At 52.3% G+C, this 19594-nt stretch carries 14 protein-coding genes; 6 read left to right on the forward strand and 8 right to left on the reverse strand.

Annotated features, from left to right (window positions below):
- Positions 1-18: 18 nt before the first annotated feature.
- Positions 19-1239, reverse strand: a complete 1221-nt coding sequence (locus tag O9139_RS06925) for an MFS transporter (protein ID WP_270878732.1) — start codon at positions 1237-1239, stop codon at positions 19-21.
- Positions 1240-1558: 319 nt separating this feature from the next.
- Positions 1559-2878 carry a hypothetical protein gene (locus O9139_RS06930; RefSeq protein ID WP_270878733.1) on the reverse strand — a complete coding sequence of 440 codons (1320 nt, stop codon included), beginning with the start codon at positions 2876-2878 and terminating at the stop codon, positions 1559-1561.
- 137 nt (positions 2879-3015) lie between these two features.
- On the opposite strand from O9139_RS06930, the gene O9139_RS06935 reads away from it, so the two are divergent.
- The 4 genes from O9139_RS06935 to O9139_RS06950 all read left to right on the forward strand — a co-directional run bounded on the left by O9139_RS06935 (position 3016) and on the right by O9139_RS06950 (position 6280).
- Positions 3016-3804 carry a helix-turn-helix domain-containing protein gene (locus O9139_RS06935; protein WP_270878734.1) on the forward strand — a complete coding sequence of 263 codons (789 nt, stop codon included), beginning with the start codon at positions 3016-3018 and terminating at the stop codon, positions 3802-3804.
- A 66-nt stretch (positions 3805-3870) separates the two neighbouring features.
- A complete protein-coding gene (locus tag O9139_RS06940; RefSeq protein ID WP_270878735.1) occupies positions 3871-4692 on the forward strand; it encodes a class I SAM-dependent methyltransferase in 822 nt (273 codons plus the stop codon).
- A gap of 158 nt (positions 4693-4850) precedes the next feature.
- Complete coding sequence (locus O9139_RS06945; RefSeq protein ID WP_270878736.1) at positions 4851-5111, forward strand: hypothetical protein; 261 nt, start codon at positions 4851-4853, stop codon at positions 5109-5111.
- A 158-nt stretch (positions 5112-5269) separates the two neighbouring features.
- On the forward strand, positions 5270-6280 hold the full coding sequence (locus O9139_RS06950; protein WP_270878737.1) for a YeiH family protein: 1011 nt from the start codon (positions 5270-5272) through the stop codon (positions 6278-6280).
- Between the two features lie 6 nt (positions 6281-6286).
- On the opposite strand, the gene O9139_RS06955 is transcribed toward O9139_RS06950, so the two are convergent.
- A complete protein-coding gene (locus O9139_RS06955; RefSeq protein WP_270878738.1) occupies positions 6287-7051 on the reverse strand; it encodes a phytanoyl-CoA dioxygenase family protein in 765 nt (254 codons plus the stop codon).
- A 144-nt stretch (positions 7052-7195) separates the two neighbouring features.
- Here O9139_RS06955 and O9139_RS06960 point away from each other — a divergent pair, with 144 nt between their 5' ends.
- Positions 7196-8014, forward strand: coding sequence for an AraC family transcriptional regulator (locus tag O9139_RS06960; RefSeq protein ID WP_270878739.1), 819 nt, complete (start codon positions 7196-7198; stop codon positions 8012-8014).
- A 47-nt stretch (positions 8015-8061) separates the two neighbouring features.
- Here the strand turns inward: O9139_RS06960 and O9139_RS06965 are convergent, their stop codons facing one another.
- From O9139_RS06965 to O9139_RS06975, 3 genes are all read right to left on the reverse strand, one after another.
- Positions 8062-9966, reverse strand: a complete 1905-nt coding sequence (locus O9139_RS06965; RefSeq protein ID WP_270878740.1) for an S-layer homology domain-containing protein — start codon at positions 9964-9966, stop codon at positions 8062-8064.
- Positions 9967-10010: 44 nt separating this feature from the next.
- Positions 10011-13916: an Ig-like domain-containing protein gene (locus tag O9139_RS06970; RefSeq protein ID WP_270878741.1), complete on the reverse strand. Its 3906-nt coding sequence runs from the start codon at positions 13914-13916 to the stop codon at positions 10011-10013.
- A 250-nt stretch (positions 13917-14166) separates the two neighbouring features.
- Positions 14167-15375 carry an EfeM/EfeO family lipoprotein gene (locus tag O9139_RS06975; protein ID WP_270878742.1) on the reverse strand — a complete coding sequence of 403 codons (1209 nt, stop codon included), beginning with the start codon at positions 15373-15375 and terminating at the stop codon, positions 14167-14169.
- A 277-nt stretch (positions 15376-15652) separates the two neighbouring features.
- Here O9139_RS06975 and O9139_RS06980 point away from each other — a divergent pair, with 277 nt between their 5' ends.
- On the forward strand, positions 15653-16771 hold the full coding sequence (locus O9139_RS06980) for a PepSY-associated TM helix domain-containing protein (RefSeq protein WP_270878743.1): 1119 nt from the start codon (positions 15653-15655) through the stop codon (positions 16769-16771).
- A gap of 255 nt (positions 16772-17026) precedes the next feature.
- Here the strand turns inward: O9139_RS06980 and O9139_RS06985 are convergent, their stop codons facing one another.
- Together O9139_RS06985 and O9139_RS06990 are read right to left on the reverse strand one after the other, a co-directional pair.
- Positions 17027-17926 (reverse strand): SDR family oxidoreductase, encoded by a 900-nt coding sequence (locus O9139_RS06985; protein WP_270878744.1) that lies wholly within the window; start codon positions 17924-17926, stop codon positions 17027-17029.
- 124 nt (positions 17927-18050) lie between these two features.
- Positions 18051-19442, reverse strand: coding sequence for an MATE family efflux transporter (locus tag O9139_RS06990; protein WP_270878745.1), 1392 nt, complete (start codon positions 19440-19442; stop codon positions 18051-18053).
- Between the last annotated feature and the right edge of the window lie 152 nt (positions 19443-19594).

Consider the following 19594-nt stretch of genomic DNA (forward strand, 5'->3'; position numbering starts at 1 on the left):
GAGGACCTTACCATTTGACTATGATTTGGCCAGAGGCTGCGCCGCAGCTTCCGCCTGAACCGCCATTTTCGGTTCGCGATATTTGAAGTAAAAGGCTACGCCTATGAGCGCCAAGCCGTTAATGGCAAAAACCATCGGAATCCCGATCCATCCGCCGAGAAATCCGCCTAGCACTGGGCCGATCATCGTCCCCAATTGAGTGAACGATTGGTTCAGGCTGAACGCCCGGCCTCGGAAGCTGGCATCCGTAAATTTTACAATGAGTGCATTAATCCCTGGGTATACAGCTGCAAAAAAGAGTCCGTAGCCGAAGCGCAGCGCGCCGAATCCGATAAGATGATGGATGCCGAGCTGCAGCAAACTGCCGATGCCCCCGCCGAGTAAGCCGATAAACAGCGTACGGGAGTAGCTGATTTTTTGCCCCAGCTTGCCCCATCTCGGCGCTGCCAGCACGGTGGCGATCCCGACGGCGGAGAAAATGATGCCGGAGCTGAGCGAGGCGGAGTTTTGGCTGCCTCCTAATTGCAGCACATAGATCGTGAGCAGCGGCTCGATGATCATGACGGAAGTCTGCACCAGCAGCATAATGCCGAGCAGCATCATAAACGGCTTGTTTTGCATGGCCAGCTTCAAATCTTCCTTCACACCGGAGCGTGCGGCGGAGCGGTTGAAGTTTTTCTCTTTGGCTCCGAATAAGCCGATGAAGGCGGCAACCAGCACCACGAAGCCGGAGACGAGGAACGACTCACGGTTCCCTACCCAGTGGCTGACAAAGCCGCCAACGAGCGGCCCGATTACACTGCCGGCGGCACCTGCGGTGGACATGACGCCGAGCGCGTAGCCGACTTCTTTCTCCGGCGTATTCGTCGCCACCAGCGCGATTGAGGCCGGAACGAAGCCGGCGAGCAGCCCTTGGAGAATACGTACGCCGAGAAACAAGTAAGGATCATGCACGAAGAATGTGGCAAAATAAAGTGCGCTTAAACTAAATCCCGAACGTATCAGCATCGGCTTGCGACCGTATTTGTCGGCAAGCGATCCCCAATAGGGCGAGATGAGGGCGCTTGCCAAGAACGTGATGCCAAAAGTAATCCCTGACCACGCTTCCAGCCCCGAATCGATCCCTAGCTCGGTATGGAGGAATATCGGCAAAAACGGAATGGAAATCGTATACGCCGTTCCACAAAAAAATACGCCAATCCACAGGGTAACCAAATTGCGTTTCCATGAAAATTCCATGCTAGTGCTCCCTTCAGCTCTATTTAGATGAATGAATGCGCATACATCCGACAACCTCAGTGATAAGGCAAGTTTATCATCAATGGGGAAATAATAGAAATTTTAATGAGCAGACGAGCTCCTTCCTCGGCCGTTTTAGGCGGTTTAGCGGGAAGGTTCTTCGCTGCAGCGCCTTTTTTCGGGGGTATCAGCTGCTTGACAGCGGTTTTGGGGGGATGGTGGGGAAATGCGGGATACGGAACATCGTTTCCGGTATTGGCACGGCAAGCTACCTCACAAATCGAAAAAGCCCGCAGCTACCGCCGCAGGCCCTTCCTCTTCAATAATTCCCCGCAAAGCCGCCGGGAAGAGATCTTTCCCCACGCCCGCCGTACTCACCCGCGCCTTGCTCGCCACGCGCATGCGCCGCCATATACGCAGCCCGCTTCTGCACCGTCCGCTCCGCTTCCTCTTGCGCCGCACGCACATCGCCGCCATGCACGTCGTCGATCAGCCAGCGCTGTCCGAATCCGGCATGGACAACTTCGTCCGCCCAGTCAAAATCCTGAAACGTCGTCATCAGCGGATCCTTCGCCCGATCCCGGCAAAACTCCCACTCTTCGCGCTTTCCCGGCGGATATTTCATCGCCGCCTTCTCAATCGCGATCGTCAGATGCGAGTACGCCTCGCTCCCCTCATACAGCTGCGCCGTCATATCGTACCACCCCGTCCAATTGGCAAATTGGTACACATCGTAGCCTTTGGCCCGGAGCGCCGCTTCGCCGAACCAGCTGTGGCGCACTTCGTCCCACATATGCCTGGCCGTATCGAGATAAAAGTCCCATGGCTTCCCTTCAGTAGCAAAATGGACATACGCGATACCTTCTGCCGGCGACATTTCAAAATACCGAGACAACATCATTTGCAGAAATCTCCCTTCATCATTATCTTCAAAAGGAAGATCCTGAAACTTAACAACCTGCGAGCGGAAGCGGCTATCTCGCGTACTTACGAAGGGCAGCGCAAAAGGCCGCGCTTCCACGACAAATGCCGGGTCAAGCGGCACCCGCTCCGCGGACCCGTCAATGCCGCCGGCTGCAGCCAGCAGCGCCTGCAGATACGTTTTCCAGCGGCTCGCGTCAGCCTGCTCCGATGCTGTGGCTATGCCGGCGAAGTGCGCCAACGCCTGCCGCCCCCACACCAGCTGCTCCTCGCGATCGATGAGCTGGTGCTTTAGCATGTGCAGCGTCGGCTCGTCGACGAGCGGCTGCGCCTGCTGCATATAGGTCCGGATCACGGCGATCTGCGCCGGCTTGACGACCTCGAACAGCGCTGTGAGCAAGTTGAGCGTCGTTTCCGAGTCCAGCACACGCACCGTAAGCGCCTCCAATGCGGCATCCGGGCACTTGTCAAAAGCGACCGTGCTCATGCGCAGCTGCTTGATCCGCTTGCGAATCTGATCATGATGATCGGCATCCTGCCAAGCCAGCCGCGCGAGCGCGCCCTTTACTTCATATTCAGGCCGAGCCGCCATATGGCCGGCTTCAATCCGCATCAGCTGCCGGTCGACGTATCCGATTCGCTGCAGCTTTCGCGCAGACTGTTCAACGGACATGCCCACCCGTTCCCAATCCTCAATGCCCATAAAAGGATGAAGCATATGGATCCCCCCTAGTCTTATGCACAATAAGTACTCGCTTACCTTTATCGTAGAACGAATATTGAGTAAAATGAAGGTATTCAATCTCATAGTAATTGGCACTAAACTACATATGCAGCAGAGGTGAAACGTGACAAATGATCGACTGGCAGCCGACAATGTCTGATAATTACGGAAAGGTTGTCTGTGAGCGAAACTGGAAATGGGATACAAGGCATAATCCTTTGCCTGATTATGACCTGTGGTATGCCTGGGACGGCGCGGGCGAGATGCGCATCAATGATGATCCGGCTATCGCCATCCAGCGTGGCACTTGCTTTTTGCTGCGGCCTGGCGACCGGACATTCGCCGTTCATCATCCTGATCGCCCGCTGACGGTGACGTTCATCCACTTCAGCCTGACCGATCCGCCAGCGGACATCTGCGATAACTTTCCAGATCGGTACCGTCTTTTGCATGAACCGCTATTTTTTGAAACGTTATTAACGCAGCTTACCTCCACACTGCAAAGGCTCCAGCCACTCAACCTCGTCGAAGCGCAGCTGCTGCTTAAGCTGATGATGCTCAAACTGCGGCAAGCGGACGTATGGCCAACTTCCCAAGGCCGCCAGCAATTGTCAGCGATTCAGCACGTAGCGGAACTTGTGCGACAATCGCCCGCTGCCCCTCACTCCCTTGCGCAATTAGCGGAACAAGTGCATATGTCGCCACGCTACCTGTCGATCAAGTTCAAACAGGTTATGGGAGAAACGTTGGAGCACTACTGCGTCCGCATGCGGCTTGAACGAGCCGAGAATCTATTGCGGTACAACGGCATGAATGTTTCCGAGGTGGCCGAAGCGCTTGGCTACAGCGACATCTCCTTTTTTAGCCGGCAATTTTTAAAGTATCGTGGGAAAAGACCGTCCGCTTTGTTCAAACAATGATACAATGGAAAAGATTCCAAGTTTCCGACAATCATACTTCAATCATTTTTTGGGGAGGGAACACACATGATACCGGAAGGCAATTTGCAAAGCAATGTAGACCGATTTTTAGGTTTTGGGGAGCTCTATGACCAGCACCGCCCGGAAGCTCCGAAGCAAGTCATTGAGATCATCAACACCTACCTTGGGACCAAGCCGTCCCGTGTGATCGATATCGGCTGCGGTACCGGGCTGTCCACCTTCATCTGGGCGGACGCCGCCGAGCAAATCATCGGCATCGAACCGAACCCGGACATGCGGGCTGAAGCCCAAAAAAAATGGCAGCAGCTCGGGGCGCCGGCCTCCATCTCTTTCCTTGCCGGCTATTCCAATCAGCTGCCGCTGGAAGCCGACTCCGCCGATGCGATAACTTGCTCGCAATCGTTTCATTGGATGGAACCGATGAGCACGCTCCAAGAAATCGCCCGTGTTCTGCGCAGTGGCGGCGTCTTTGCCGCCTATGACTGCGATTGGCCGCCGGTTCTCGGCTGGCGCCTGGAGACTGCGTACAATCAACTCATTGATCATGGAGACGCGATTATCGCCCAGACGACCCCAGCGGAGCAGACCGCGAACAAGTGGCGCAAAGACCGGCATTTGCACAATATGACACAAAGCGGTCTGTTCCGCTTTACGCGTGAGATCGTGTTTCATAACATGGAACTGTGCAACGCGGACCGTTATATGGGTCTAGTGCTGAGCCAAGGCGGATTGCAGACGGTATTCAAAATGGGTTCCACGGAGCTGAACGCCGAGGTGGATGCGTTCCGCAGACTTGTCGAAGAACATTTCGGCGGCAGTACACTGGAGCTTCTGTTCAGCTACAGATTGCGGCTCGCCGTAAAATAAACAAAAGGGCTGTCCCGGACGTAGTATGCCGCTACGTTTGGAACAGCCCTTTTGTCTTACCTAGCTCCCCTATTGTCAAACCGTCAAGAATTGATTATGATAATCGTATATATTCCTACCTGTTTACTAAGATTAAGTTGAAAGGTGCGGATACGTCTATGCTCAAGCGTTGCCCGCAATGCCATACGGAAGCGCAGCCCCGACAGTTTATTTGCGATCAGTGCGGTCTGGAGCTTCAGCCGAACGGCACACAGCTGGAAGCCCTCACCTACTGGAGCGCCTCGAAGACAGGGCGCACCTTCAAATATGCAGGGACCGTTCTGGCAGGTGTCGCGCTTACCGTCGCCCTGCATCATATTGTCCCTTGTGTGATCGGATTAGCCCTGGCCGCGTTCCTGTATATGAGAGACTACAAATAAAAACGAAACGATCTCTAAACCGGGAAACCGGTTTTTTTGCGTTTCTTCCATATAATCTTCCGTTATATACACAATAAGAATTTGTGATTTGCCCAATAGGCAAGCCCTCCGATATGATGAGTGTGCTTATCATTTACAGCTAAGGAGATGCACACGCTATGAATTGGCTTCGAACTTTCGGTCCCGGGCTGCTTCTTGTTGCCGTCTTGGCTGCGATCGCTCATGTTCTGGGTACCCTGGTGCCGCTGATCGGCGGTCCAGTCTTCGGCATCGTGCTTGGCATTATCATGAATCATACCTATGGGAAACCTGCACATACACAGAAAGGCATTTTGTTCGCGTCCAAAAAGATCCTGCAATGGGCGATCATCGCACTCGGCGCCGGGCTCAGCTTATCGCAAGTTTGGCAGACCGGCCAGGAATCGCTGGCTGTGATGCTGATCTCGCTTGCAGCCGCTTTTGCTGCGGCATACGGCTTCGGCAAGCTGCTGCGAGTCCCGCTGAAGCTGCAGAGCTTAATCGGCGTCGGCACTGCGATTTGCGGCGGATCCGCCATCGCTGCCGTCTCGCCCATTCTCGAAGCCAAAGATGATGAGATCGCGTATTCAATCTCGACGATCTTTTTGTTCAATGTGCTGGCTGTGCTCTTATTTCCCGCATTCGGCCACTGGCTTGGCTTGACCCAGCATGGCTTTGGGCTATGGGCTGGAACGGCCGTCAACGACACATCTTCCGTTGTCGCTGCAGGCTATATTTATGGCAATGAGGCCGGCGCTTACGCCACCATCGTCAAGCTAGCTCGAACAACGATGATCATCCCCATCTCCCTCTTGTTCACAGCCTTGATGGCCTTCCGTAAAAAACGGGAGGCAGCCGGCAGCGGTGAACCGTTCCTCGCGCGGCTGCGCACCATTTTCCCGTGGTTCATCCTCTGGTTCTTGGTCGCCTCTTTCCTCCATTCCATCGGCGTCATCCCGCCCGGCATCGAACCGCTGATTGGCCAGGCCGGCAAATTCATGATTGTCATGGCCCTGACCGCTATCGGCCTGAACGCAGATCTGCGCAGCATTGCCACAACCGGCTTCAAACCGATCCTGCTCGGACTTCTCGTCTGGATCGTCGTGTCTGTCGTCAGCTTACTGGTTCAGTTCACAACCGGGAGTGTGTAGCCACTATCAATATAAAGGATATTTGACACGCAAATCCTCACGATGCAAAACCGTGGAGTCCTGGCGGATGTAATGGCAAACATAGGAACGCCGCCAGCGGTCTTTGCTTTTGTTTTTATAGGAAGAGTGGATAAGCAGCTCGTGGAAAAAGAGAATATCTCCCTTTTCCATCACGACGGGAATTTCATTCGTCAGATCGACCCCTTCCGTCTCGTCGGTCCACGCTTCATGCTCCTCCAGATTCCTCACCTTGCCGTGCGGTAAAAGTCCCAGCTTATGCGTGCCTGGAATCACCCACAGACAGCCGTTCTCTACGTCCACGACCTCTTCCATCGCGATCCATGCAGCAATCATCGATTTCGGATCGTCTTTAATGTAGTAATAATCCTGATGCGGCGCTTGTCCGGGCGAGCCGGGCTCCTTGTAAAAATACATGCTTTGCACACAAACCGCCTCATCACCCATCATTTGCGCCAAAGCTCCCCGGATGACGGGCAGTTTCATCAGTTGACGGGAGAAGCTGTCATGCTTGTGGGGATTGAACAAGCGGACAGAGAACCTGTCCTTGTCATCGACGGCAAGATTTCCCTTCTTCGGCAGCGCCCACTCCGGCATTTCACTGGAGGAACGAATGCTGTGAATGTGTCCGTTAAAGGCATCGATCAGATCAGAGCTGCAACCCTTTTTCAATAAGAAGTATCCGTGTTCATGAAAAAAATCGAGATCATCCGCCTGCAGCGGCGTCGTTCGCTCACTAGTTTTTGCCTGCATAGCCGTCTCCCCTTCCCAAATCTGACTCTTGTTATATACTTAGCATACGGGGAATCCACTCGTACGAACATGGTTGTGTTTGACCGCTTTGTATCTGTGATTGATATTTAGAATCTTTCAAATTTACTAAAAAGAGGCGCGATGATGAGCGATTTTTTGCGTATCCCTGACATTCTCCATGCGACCGCAGGAACGGTCATCTATCCGCCTGGAGGCCGGTTCGGTCCGCGCACACAGCCGGATATTCAATTGGTGCTGCTGCACACGGGCCAAATGACAGTCTACATCGATGACGTCCCGCATGAAGCGCAGCCCGGGCATGTCGTGCTGCTCAAGCCGGGGCATATGGAGCAATTCTTTTTTGCCAAAGCGCAGGAAACGTGGCACCGCTGGATCGCCGTACATATGCAGAAGCTTACGGCGGAGCAGCTTGCTCATCTCCAGCAATTGCCCTTCTCCATTCCCATCTCGGAAAATATGAACCGCCTGACAGACCTCATGCTCTCCCTGCGTCACAGCCAGCCCGATACGGCGGAGGTCATATGCAGCCTGGGACTTGCGGCGATTCAGCTTTATGCCAGCGAAATGTCCGGGAGCCGTCCCCAGGACACGCACCCTTCCGTCAGCCAAGCGGTCGCCTACATCGAGCAGCACTACCCGGAAGAGCTTACGCTGGAGCAGATTGCCAGGTGCGTCAGCCTGTCGCCAGAGCACCTGGTGCGCTTGTTCCGGAAATACGAGAACGTGACACCGGTCAAATATTTGTGGCATTACCGCATGCTGAAAGCGAACGAGCTGCTGGCCCAAACAGGCTTGCCGATCGGCGACGTTGCCGCCCGCTGCGGGTTCAAAACCTCATTTCATTTTGCCCGGATGTTCAAGCAAATGACCGGCATGACCCCCAGCGCGTATCGCCGCCATAACTGGGATGGCCTTCAAAACGAAAAAAGCCGGGGGACTTAATTCCCCCGGCTGCTTGCCGTCGTGCTGTTATGGCTTGCTGATTACATTTACGGATTAATCAAATCCGCTTTGACTAGCAGGCGGTGCAGCATGGCCGCAGTCTGTGCTCTCGTGACCGGTGCATTAGGGGTCAGTTGACCATCGCTGCCCTCCACAATGCCTTGCTTCAAAGCCGAGGCGGCAGCTTGCTTCGCCCATTCGTCCAGCTGATCACGATCGGAGTAACCGCCAAGCAGCGTCTCCATGTCAGCCGCGTTGACGTATGTGGAAATCTGCGCCAGCTTCATCGCCCGCGCGATCACATTCATCGCTTCCTCGCGGGTGATTGTGGCATTCGGCTGGAACGTTCCATCTTCATAGCCGCTGATCAATTGATACGATAAGCCGGTATCAATAGCTTCCTTAAACCAGTCTCCGCTCGCCACGTCGCGGAAGCTTGCCTGGCTGCCCGCAGCTGGCTGGTGCAGGCCGAGCGCCCGCAGCACCATCGCTGTAAATTCGGCCCGCGTCACCGAACGGTCAGGCGTAAATTGATCGTCGGACGTGCCCTGCACGATAAGGCGCGAAGCAAGATCGTTCACGTCTTTGCGACTCCAATGATTCTCAACATCCTTGAACGTCTTAGGGTTCCAAATGACCGTATAGGAACTGTTCGTCAACGAGTTGATATCAGCGTAATATTTGCCATTCTCAACGTGCACCTTCGTCGGTACGTGAATGAGGCTTCCATCGCTGCCGATCGTAACACCGGTCGTGATTTTCGAAGGATCTACATCATCCGGCAGTGCAATGGAACGCTCAATATACCGATTAAACTCGCGGATGATCTCCTTATGATCCCCGTACGTCGCTTCCAAGTCGAAATCGACTGGTTTGGCGATGATGTTCATCTGCCCGTCAGCCGCTTTATGTTCGGCCGCTTGCACCACTTCCGCCGCAGTGTCGGTGATCTTCATATTGATTTTGATGTCTTCCAAAGAGACATTGTGCCCCATCGCTTGGGAGACTGCGTCAATCCGAATTTCCGATGCAGGCAGCGTATAAGTGACTTTGCCAGTCTGAATTTGAATGATGGCATCCTTGCCTTCCATCGCTTTCACCAGCTTGCCGTTCAGTACGGCAACAACCGCATCGGATCCTTCGCTGTTCACGGGCAGCAGCAGCGTGTGCATGCCGTTCTTTTCCACTTGCTCGGCAACCTTGTCATTATCCACACTCACGGTGGTAACCGTTTGGTTGTTAGCTTTGCTGGTGACAGCTGTAGCCGATTGCGGCTGCTCTTTACCGTCCAGATAGACGGCAATTCCGCCCGGAGTTGCCGTTGCTGCGCCGCCCAATGCTGCTGTACTTTGCTCGGAACGCGATTTATCATTGCGACTTACGGTCAGCGTGCCGATCGTTTTGGATACGGATAACGTCTGCGTGGCGTTACCTTGGAAGACGGCATTCGTGAACGTTAATTGCTCTGGGTTGGATTCGTCCAGCGTGAGTGACTGATCACCGATCGTGGATGTACTCTTCGCTCTAACCGTTACTTCGAATAAGGTCTGCTCCGCGGCAATCAGATGATTGCCGCTTGACATATCGACCCAGATCGCCCGCAGCCAACCTTCCGTATTATCGAATCCGGATTGGAAGCAGCCTTCCGCAGCATCCTTACAGGCCGCCGTATCCGCATTTCCGTACTTGGGTGTGATCGCAACAATCTCGAGCGCATTCGGATCAAAATGAAGCTCCAAATTATAGGAAGCGATTCCTTCCTCCGGCTTGACGACGACGGGAATGACTGTCGTTTGGCCGATATTGACCATGCTCGCCGGAATCGTCAGCTTGACTTGCGGTGTGAGGTTCGTTGTTTGAGCCTGTATCGGACTAGCCTGGATGCATGCCGCAAGCGCAAGCAGCGCCGCCGCCCCTTTAAATGGTGTTAATTGAAAAAAACGTTGGGCCATGGTGTGTCTCCTTTGTATGCTTAAACTTGAACGCTGATCAGGTTCTAGGGGGTTACTGTATGCCGAGCCAGACCTTGATAAAACTTCTCATTGATCAGATCCGTTTTGGAATAATAATCCCATTGCAGCGGCTTATACATCGAACTGGATTGATGAATTGCCGCTTTGCGCCGCATTGTATTCCCTGCAGCCAAAACCGGGTTCGTATTAGTTGAACTTGGGTCTCCGATCCTGTCAACTACGATGCCGTTCTTATTAATAAGCTCAATCGCTGTAATAGGAGCTCCTGTCTTGATCGGCACCTCGAAGTTGTAATACGGCACAGCATCAGGATCGCCTTCGTTTTTCCCCATATAATAGTACTTATTGGATACGTCCTGAAGCTCGTAGAACGTTGGATCGATAGCCAAAGCAGGAACGTTGGTATCGAACACAAATGGTTGATTAACACCGTTACCTAAACTGCTCGTCGTCACTTGGATAGCTCCGGAGTAAAACTGGTATACCTTCAATGTGTAGCCGGAATCCGCTGCCCCCGTATTATACATTTCAATACCGACTTGGCTGCCGCCGCCATTCAAGTACTCTGACAGAAATACCGGCGCTTCGGTTTCCACCGTCGCTGTAATCGGCAAGTTGTCCGAGGTAAGAGCGGAATTGCTCTCCAGAGCGGTTGCTTTCACAGTAACGTTAAAATTGTCAACATTGGCATCCATATCCGTGCCATCGAAATCAAGCGCCAAATACACTTCCGTTTCACTGATCCAAGTGGCATCCAGAATTGTAACGCCTGCTGGCGCATTGTTCAGTTGGAAGTCGGCTGCCCCAAGTGTCTCCGCGAACTTATCTCCCGTAATTGTAATATCCAGATAAGCACCTTTGTCCATATTGAGCTGTTTCTCCGTTAGCGGGCCTGGCTCCGTATTGGCAACTGCAATTGTCCGGTTAACGTTCGACGTAAACGTCCACGAGCCGGGCCCGACGAGTCCCGCAAATGGATTGCCGACACCATCCGTAAAGGCTCCTGCCTCAATATCAACCGCATATTTGGTATTCGGTTCGAGCTCATCGTGCTTAATTGTCACGACAGCACCGTTCACCTGAACATGAGCCGCATCCTCGACACGATAACTCGCAACTTCACTGGAACCGGAGTCGGTTATTTTAGTTATGGTAATATGTTTGCCGTTGACCAGGCTTACCGGTTCATGGAAGGTAACGGTCCAGTCCGTTTGCGGGCTTACAGCAACAGCATCGTTCACTGGCGATGTCTGGATAATTGCAGGCGGATTCGTATCCGGTGTGTTGAAGCTCCATTCCGTAGAACCGCTCAAGCCGCCGAACGGATTGCCGGAACCGTCTACGAAGGCGCCGTTTTCCACTTCAACATCATACTTGTTCTCATCCTGCAGTCCCGGGTTATGAATCGTAACCGTAGAACCATTAACTGTAACATGAGACGTATCGTTAGCGTTATATGCAGCTACTGAACTTTGATCCGAGTGCTTGCGAATATAGATCATCTTGTTAGGTGCAGCAACCACATTTTCGCTAAATGTTAATGTAAAATCGTCCGACAAACTGACGTTGGAGGCACCGTTCATTGGCAAGAATGTCGTAGCCGTCGGCGCCGTCACATCCGGAACCGTAAACGTCCAATCCGACGATTGAGTCAAACCTTCGAAAGGATTGTGGGATTTATCTTCGAAAGCTCCTGGCTCCACTTTCACTTCATAAATGGAGTTTTCTTCCAGATCGCTATGTCGTATCGTGACAACTTTGCCGTTAACGGTCACATTCGCCGTATCGTCAGCCTCGTAAGTAGCTTTAAGGACGGTTGTCGAACCACTTACTTTATAAAGCTCAATTTTCTTACCTGCGACAGCCGCAACATTCTCGCTGAAAGTCATGGTCAGGTCGGTCGATTTGCTGGCAATCGTACCGTTTGTCAGCGGACTTAGCGAAGCAAGCGAAGGAACAATTGTATCCGGTGTGCTGAAGGACCAGTTGGCAAGCCCGCTCAAGGCAGGTGCTTCATTGCCCGCAAGGTCTTTAAACGCGCCTGCTGGAATATCCACGTAATAGCTGGCGTTATCCAAAAGATTCAGATGCTTGAGTGTCACGACTTGTCCGTTAACTTCGACCTGTCCGCTGTTGTCAACAGCGTAGACCGCCGCAGCCACATTCGTCGCCGCGTCATAAATCGTAATCGTTTGCCCGCTCACGGGCACAACCGCTTCGCTGAAGGTTATGCTCAAATCACCGGTCGGGCTGACATCAACCGCTTGATGAGCAGGCGCTGTCGATGCAATTGTTGGTTTCGTAATATCAGGAACAGTAACGGCCCAGTCAGTCGGAGACGTGAATCCGGCGAAAGGATTACCGTATGCATCGGTGAACGCACCCGGGTCAACAGTGACATAGTAACTTTGCGACTCATCCAGCTGGGTATGCGTCAAAGTGACAGACGACGACGCGATGCTGATATGCTGCGTGTCAGTCGCGTCATAGGAAGCTACGAGCGTCTGATCCGCCTTATAGATAGACACCTTTTTCCCGCTGACCGCTGTTACATTTTCGTTAAAATTCAAAATAAAATCCGCCCCGCTGCGCACATGTAAATCACCATTAACCGGATTCAACGCGCTCACGACCGGCGGGGTCTTGTCTGGAGTTGTAAAGCTCCATGCGGTTGTGCCGGACAGCCCGGCAAAAGCATTGCCTGCCAAATCCTGAATCGCCCCAGGCTGCACGGTGATGTAGTAATTCGTTACATCGTCGAGCGGAGGATGATCAATGTTGACCGTATTTCCAGTGAAGGTCGCCGTGCAATCCACTTCGGTCGCACCTTGATGCAGTGTAATTTTGCCGCTTCCTGCCTTGACTGGTTCGTTAAACACAATTTGAAAAGGCGCACTTACCGCTGCAATCGTTGCTGTAGATCCGCTAACCGGCGCCATAGAAACGACTTCAGGCGGTTTCGTATCCGGTACCGGCAAGGCCGTGCTCCCCATGCTCGCCTTGCCGCTTGCGACGCCGGCACTAGCTGACGGAACGACTTTAAAGAACAAGTAGTAAGACTCATCTTCACTTTGTACGGTGTAGCTGGAAGAAGTGGCGCCATCAATGGCGACCTGATCCGAGCCATCTGCATGTTTCCCACGGTACCACTGAAGTTGGGAAGCTCCCTCCGCATCTCCCTCAACATCGTAATAGGAGTATGAGCCGGTCAGTATTTGACCAACGGCTGGTGTGCCTGTAACTTGTGTATGATAAGTAATTGGAGCATCATTTACTTCCTTCATGTTGACCACATAAGAGCTTGCGGCCGATCCGCCTTTACCGACATACTTACTGAGCAGCGTAGAGGCGTCTCCTTTATCGAGTTGTCCGTTGCGGTTAATGTCCAGTCGATTGAGCTCTTCCTCTGTCGGAACCGTCCCGTCATTCACGAGCTTCGTTATATATAGAGCATCTGACGAAGTAATCATGCCATCCCCGTTGGTGTCCCCAAGTCTGCTGATATTAAATTGCAGCGTGTCGATGACCGATACGACACCATCCTGCTCAGCATGAATCTCCACCAGGCCGACGCCGGCTGAAATGACATTCACGTTCAACAGACTTCCTTCCACGCTGGCCGAAGCAACGGCAGCACTTTTGGAGACGGCCGTCATTGTTAAATTGGCGTTCATTTGCAGTGACGGATGTTGACTGAGATCGATCGTCAAGGTCGATCCGCTCACAACGACAGACGCTTTGCCAGTGTCGTTCCCATTTTTCTGAATCCAATTGATGTCTACATTTTTGACCGGCGCAACAATCAAATTTCCATTGGAATCTGCATGCACGGTGCCTACCAACGGCTGTAACGCCAGTAAAGCGCCGAGCGTTAGAGCGCTAGCCTTACTTGGTGCGGGCAGAACTCGTTTCCACAAATCTCTTTTCACGATGAAATTCCTACTTTCTATTGGCTATTGCGTATAGTACTTAAGAACTTAGGAATTAGTTAAAAAGTACCTTATTTCGAGTATATTCGACACTTATTTAGGTCTTTCCTCCTTTGTTTCAGCATTTTTGTCTTCCTCATTCTGGATAAAAGAGGCATGACTAGCTGAAATTTACGTACCAATAAATAAAAAACCGGGGGACTTGCGTCCCCCGGCTGCTTTCCGTCATCTGACGGCTGTATGGCTTTACTTATTGACCAAGCGTTCCCGGCATTTTCACAAGCGGTTCCGCCAAAGCTTCCAATTTGTTTTTCAAATCGACTTGTTTGGATTGCTCCAGCTTGTTGAAGTCGTTCCAGGTTGCCCCAGCCGGCGACAACGTGTTCATCGCATCGAGAACGGCCGTCAAGCTTTTGCTGATCTTATCGTCAAGCGCCGCATCTTTCTGCTTCAGCTCGCCTTTGACCAGATCATAGATTGCCTGAGCGCCTTCAACGTTCGCGCGGATAACAGGAACTGTAGCTCCGCTCCAACGCTCTTCTTCCCCAGTGATCTTCTTCGTTTGCGCCTCTTCCATCAGCTCGCCCACACCGGTTACGAAGTCGGCTGCTTCGATATTCGTGGCGGCAATGCTTTGCTGCATCTTCTTGCCATCATCCAGCAAGCGCGCTGCGAACGGCTCCGCCTCTTTGATCGACTTCTTCACGAACAAGAGTTGCTCAATGCGGTGATAACCCGTAAATTCCGGATCGTTCTCATCCTTGAAGTCATCCACACGCGCATCCATCACGCCGTCAAGCTCACTGAATCTCTCAATAACAGGTTCGATTCTCTCATAGGGCATCCGGGCAGCGACATAGGCTTCCTGTGCCTTTTTCAAATCACCGCTCTTCACAGCCGCATTCAACTGATCCAGAAGCGTAACCAACTGGTTGCCTTGATCCTGCACGTATTTATTATACGCTTTCGTCGCTTCCTGCAGCGGCTGCGAGCCTGCAATTGCAGTTGCATTGACAGCGCCTTTGTTATCCGCCAGCGACGTGCTGAGCTCAGTCAATGCGCCTTTCAAGCCGTCATTTAATTGCCCGAGCAATGTAAAGTCAAGCTTCTCTTGCGTCAAACCTGCCATCAGAGGCGTTAAGAACTTCTCAACCTTAACATAGAGCTCCGGATATTTAGGCTTGATCTCATCCTCAAAGCTTGCCCATTCGCCTTCCAAAGTCGCGGAAAACTTCTTCGGATCATCCACTTTTTGCTGATTCAGCTGCCCTTTCAACCCATCGACGCTTTTCAGAAAAGCGGCCGCACCTTCCTTCGCCGGAACCTTCGTTACGTTCGGGGTCGGACTTGCAACAGGCGCAGCGCTTGTTGTTGTCACCGGAGCCGCTGCTTTGCTGCAGCCTGCCGCTACGAGTGCGATCGCTGCTGTTAAAATAATCAGTTGGTTACGTTTGTTCATCAGGTAGACCCTCCAAAACTTCATTTTTATGTAAGGGAAGAGAATGATCCTCCGCAATTAATATTGATAATCATTATCATGTGTTGTGCACGTTGTTTATTTTACTCTCTTTCAACAATCTGTCAATTCATTTTTTCAGAAATCGTTGCAGAAACGACTTGTCCACTTGTTCACCATCGGTTCATGGAATTTTATGGATTGACAACTCGATTGATAATGATTATCATTCGTTATTGTGATAATGATTATCATTATTATTTACATGGAGGGAATTTATTTGCGAAAAACTGTGTTATCCATTCACCTGTTTTTTAGCTTGATGCTAGGGCTGTTCATTGTCACGACGTGTACGACAGGCAGCCTCCTTTTGATCGAACCCGAGGTTGAACGCTGGATGCACCCCATCGGGCACAAGCCAAGCTCCGGTGATGTCGGTATTTTGACCATCAAGCAGCAGGCGGATGCCTTGAGCCCGGATCTGAAAACGGACCGCATTGAGCTGCCGGCTCAGGATGGCTTTTACCATGTGCATATAGCCAAAGAAGGCGGCAAAGGCGGCCGCCTGGTGTACGGCGATCCTGGAACGGGCGAAGTGTTCGGCCAGGTGCAAGAAGCGCGGATGGAGCCTTTTGCCACCATTTATGATTTGCACCGGTACTTTTTACTGACCAACATGATCGGTAAAGCGCCTGCCGCTTCTTTTGTCGGTTTCTTGGGCGCAGGGATGATGGTCATTTTGCTGACGGGTATTTATATGTGGTGGCCAGGCATCAAAAAATGGGCGCTCGGCTTCCGCATCATCCGCAACCGCGGCAAGCTGGCGCACCACATGAGTCTGCACAAAACGATCGGGATCGTCTCCATCCCCGTCCTGCTGGTGATCACGCTGACAGGGGTTATCAATGCCTACGAGAAATCGATCCCGGCATGGATCGGGTTTAAAGCCAAGGAGGAAGTGCCGGCTTCGGCCATGCAATCCAAAAGCAAAGATCAACCGATCCTTCCGGTCGACAAAGTCGCCGAGCTGGTCCATACCAAGTATCCGGACAGCCAATTGATCAAAATTCAGCTGCCCGCAAAAGTAGGCCAAACATACCAGATCGGGCTGAGAGAAAGTTTTGGGGCTTCCAGCGCCAGCAATAGTACGGTGTATATGGACGCATCCAGCGGAGAAGTGATTTACAAAACGAATCCGAATCTCGCCATTAACATTTACAACACTTGGCGAAAAGGGCTGCATTTTGCCACTTGGGGCGGTGAAACGACGAAGCTGATCTACTTCTTATTCGGCATGATGCCGCTTGTGCTGATGATTACGGGCGTGGCCATGTGGCGATTGAAAGCACGTGCCCGCAAGCGGCAGAGTAAAAAGAATACGGCAGCGGCGGCGGCTTGACCCGCAGTGCCGGGGTGAAAAGGAGCGCGGGGACTCCTCCGCCGCAGTCCGAAAAAGCCCAATTGCTGACGCCACAGGCATGGGGTTGTGCACTGTAGTCCGGTTATGCCGGACTACAGCGTGCTTTTTCGCTCGCCTGCGCTAAAAAGTATGCTGCAAGTGGGCAAAGTCGGACTACAGCAGCTTGGCGCGGATCATGATATGCTGCAAGTGGGCAAATCCCGACTACAGCTTCCTTTGCAAGGATGCCAGGACTCAAGTCTCCGTCATCACGCCGCCGTTAACGTGCAGCACCTGGCCTGTCACGAATGATGAATCATCCGACGCCAAATAAATATACGTCGGCGCCAGCTCGAACGGCTGCCCCGCACGTTTCATCGGCGTTTCCAGGCCGAACGTCTTCACGTAATCGGCGGAGTAGCTGGACACGATAAGCGGTGTCCAAATCGGTCCCGGCGCAACCGCATTGACGCGGATGCCCCGCGAGACCAATTGCAGCGAAAGCGATCGGGTGAAAGAAACGATCGCACCTTTAGTCGAAGAATAATCGACCAGCAAAGGGGCGCCGGCATAAGCCGTCACAGACGCGGTTGAAACGATGGCGCTGCCCGGTTTTAAGTAAGGCAGTGCCGCTTTGGTCATATAAAAAAGCGGAAAAATATTCGTGCGGTACGTATCTTCAAGCTGTTCATCCGAAATGTTCATAATATCGACCTGCGGAAACTGGACTCCTTGATTCAAGACAAGAATATCAAGCTTTCCATAGCAGTCCAAAGTTTGGCGAACTACTTCCGCTGAAAATGCAGGCTGCCTCAAGTCGCCTTCAATGAGCAGGCAGCGGCCGCCGTAGTTTTCCACCATTTGTCTGGTCGCGTCGGCATCCTTGCGTTCATATAAGTAGACGATCGCCACGTCGGCCCCTTCTTTGGCAAAACCGATGGCAACTGCGCGCCCTATGCCGCTATCACCTCCCGTGATGATGGCAACCTTCCCCTGCAGTTTGCCGCTGCCTTTATAGGCGGGATTGTCAGAAATAGGCGTCGGATACATGAGATACTCCAGCCCAGGCTGCACATTCTGATGCTGCGCCGGGAACGTAATCGGCGTCTGACGACACCGGGTCTCGTAACTGTAATAAGGATACATCGGAACCATAGCTAATCCTCCTTTGCACATAAGCAAAAGCAGGATATTCACCCAGATCGCAATTGGTGCGTAGTGCCGCAGCAAAATAAAAACGGCCCCAGATTCAAGATCTGAGGCCGTTCTTTGTTGCATTTTATATAGCTGCAGCGTTGGTTGAATTGTGCGGTTTTACTAAAGCCTTGCCAACCCATGCGCGGCTCTTCCAGCGAAGCATCATCATCAAGCCCCGCAGCCATTCATCCACCGTAAAGGCGATCCAAATGCCGAGCAAGCCCATACCCGAGTGCACGCCAAGCCAATAGGCTAAAGGGACGGCCACGCCCCACATGGACACGACCCCCATCATGACAGGGAATTTGGCATCGCCGGCGGCTCTTAAGGAGTTGATAACGACCAAATTAAACGTTCGTCCGGGTTCTAAAATCACCGAAAGCAGCAAAATGCTCGAGCCCATTGCAATGATATCCGGATTATCCGTGAACAACCCGAGGAGGTCTTTACGGAACCAAGTTACCGTTCCGACGACGAGCAGCGTAGTCAAGAAGGTAATTCGCATACTTTTCAACAGCCTGTGGTAAGCGGCTTTTACCTCGCCGGCACCCACCATATGGCCGATAATAATTTCTGTTCCCGCTCCGATCGCCATGCCTAAGGCCATAAAATAGTTCGTTATATTCATCACATAGACATGCGCGCTGAGTGCAGAAGCGCCAATAATATTGATGAAGCTTACGATCATCATGTGCTGGGATTGCCACGACAGGTGCTCACCTGCAGCAGGCAAGCCGACTCCAAGAATTTGCTTCACATACCGGGCATCAAATTTCAAATAATCTTTCAAACGGATCGGCACCGGCAGGCGGCGATACAAAATAATCAGCAGCACGATTAAGCCGAGGATACGACTACCCACCGTAGATATGGCTGCGCCTGTCACGCCTAGCTCCGGAAATCCGAAATGGCCGAAAATAAGTGTAAAATTACCTGCCACATGAATGAGGTTGACCCCTAATGTGACAAACATGACATCTCGTGTATAGCCATTCGAACGAATAACCGAAGAAATGGCATAGGACAACGCCTCGGTCCAAATAAAGGAGCCGATGATTTTTAAGTAAACACTGGCAATCCCGACTTGATCCGCCGGCAAATTCATTAGCTTCATAAGGGATTCGCCGAAAATAACAAGCACCATACTGATGATGATACCAAAAATTAAGTTAATGGTAATCGCCAGCGCCGAGATCTTGCTCGCTTCTTGCGGCCGCCCTGCGCCGAGATACTGCGTGACAGCGACACTCGTGCCGATGCCGACAAAACCGAACATTAAGATACAAAAAATAATGATTTCGTTGGCCAGGCCTACTGCTCCAGTCACTTGGTCCGACAAGCGGCTTAGCATAAATACGTCGGCGGTGCCTAACATCATCCGAAGTACAGAATCCACAAAAATCGGCCATGTGACGGCGAATAACCCCAATCTCTTCCAGCTGGGAATCGCTCCCAATGCGTCTGCTTCTTTCACTTTCCTCGCTGCTCCTCACCATGTGTCGTCTCAATTGCTCACAGTGTAGAATACGAAAGCGATTGCAGTCAAGACCATCCGCAGCGGGAAATCAATGGGAGCGTGGCCGCGGTTTAGCGCGTTTTACAGCGCTAACTCCGCTCGGGCGACCG

It is taken from the genome of Paenibacillus aestuarii, assembly GCF_027789125.1.
In the GTDB taxonomy this organism is placed as follows: domain Bacteria; phylum Bacillota; class Bacilli; order Paenibacillales; family NBRC-103111; genus Paenibacillus_E; species Paenibacillus_E aestuarii.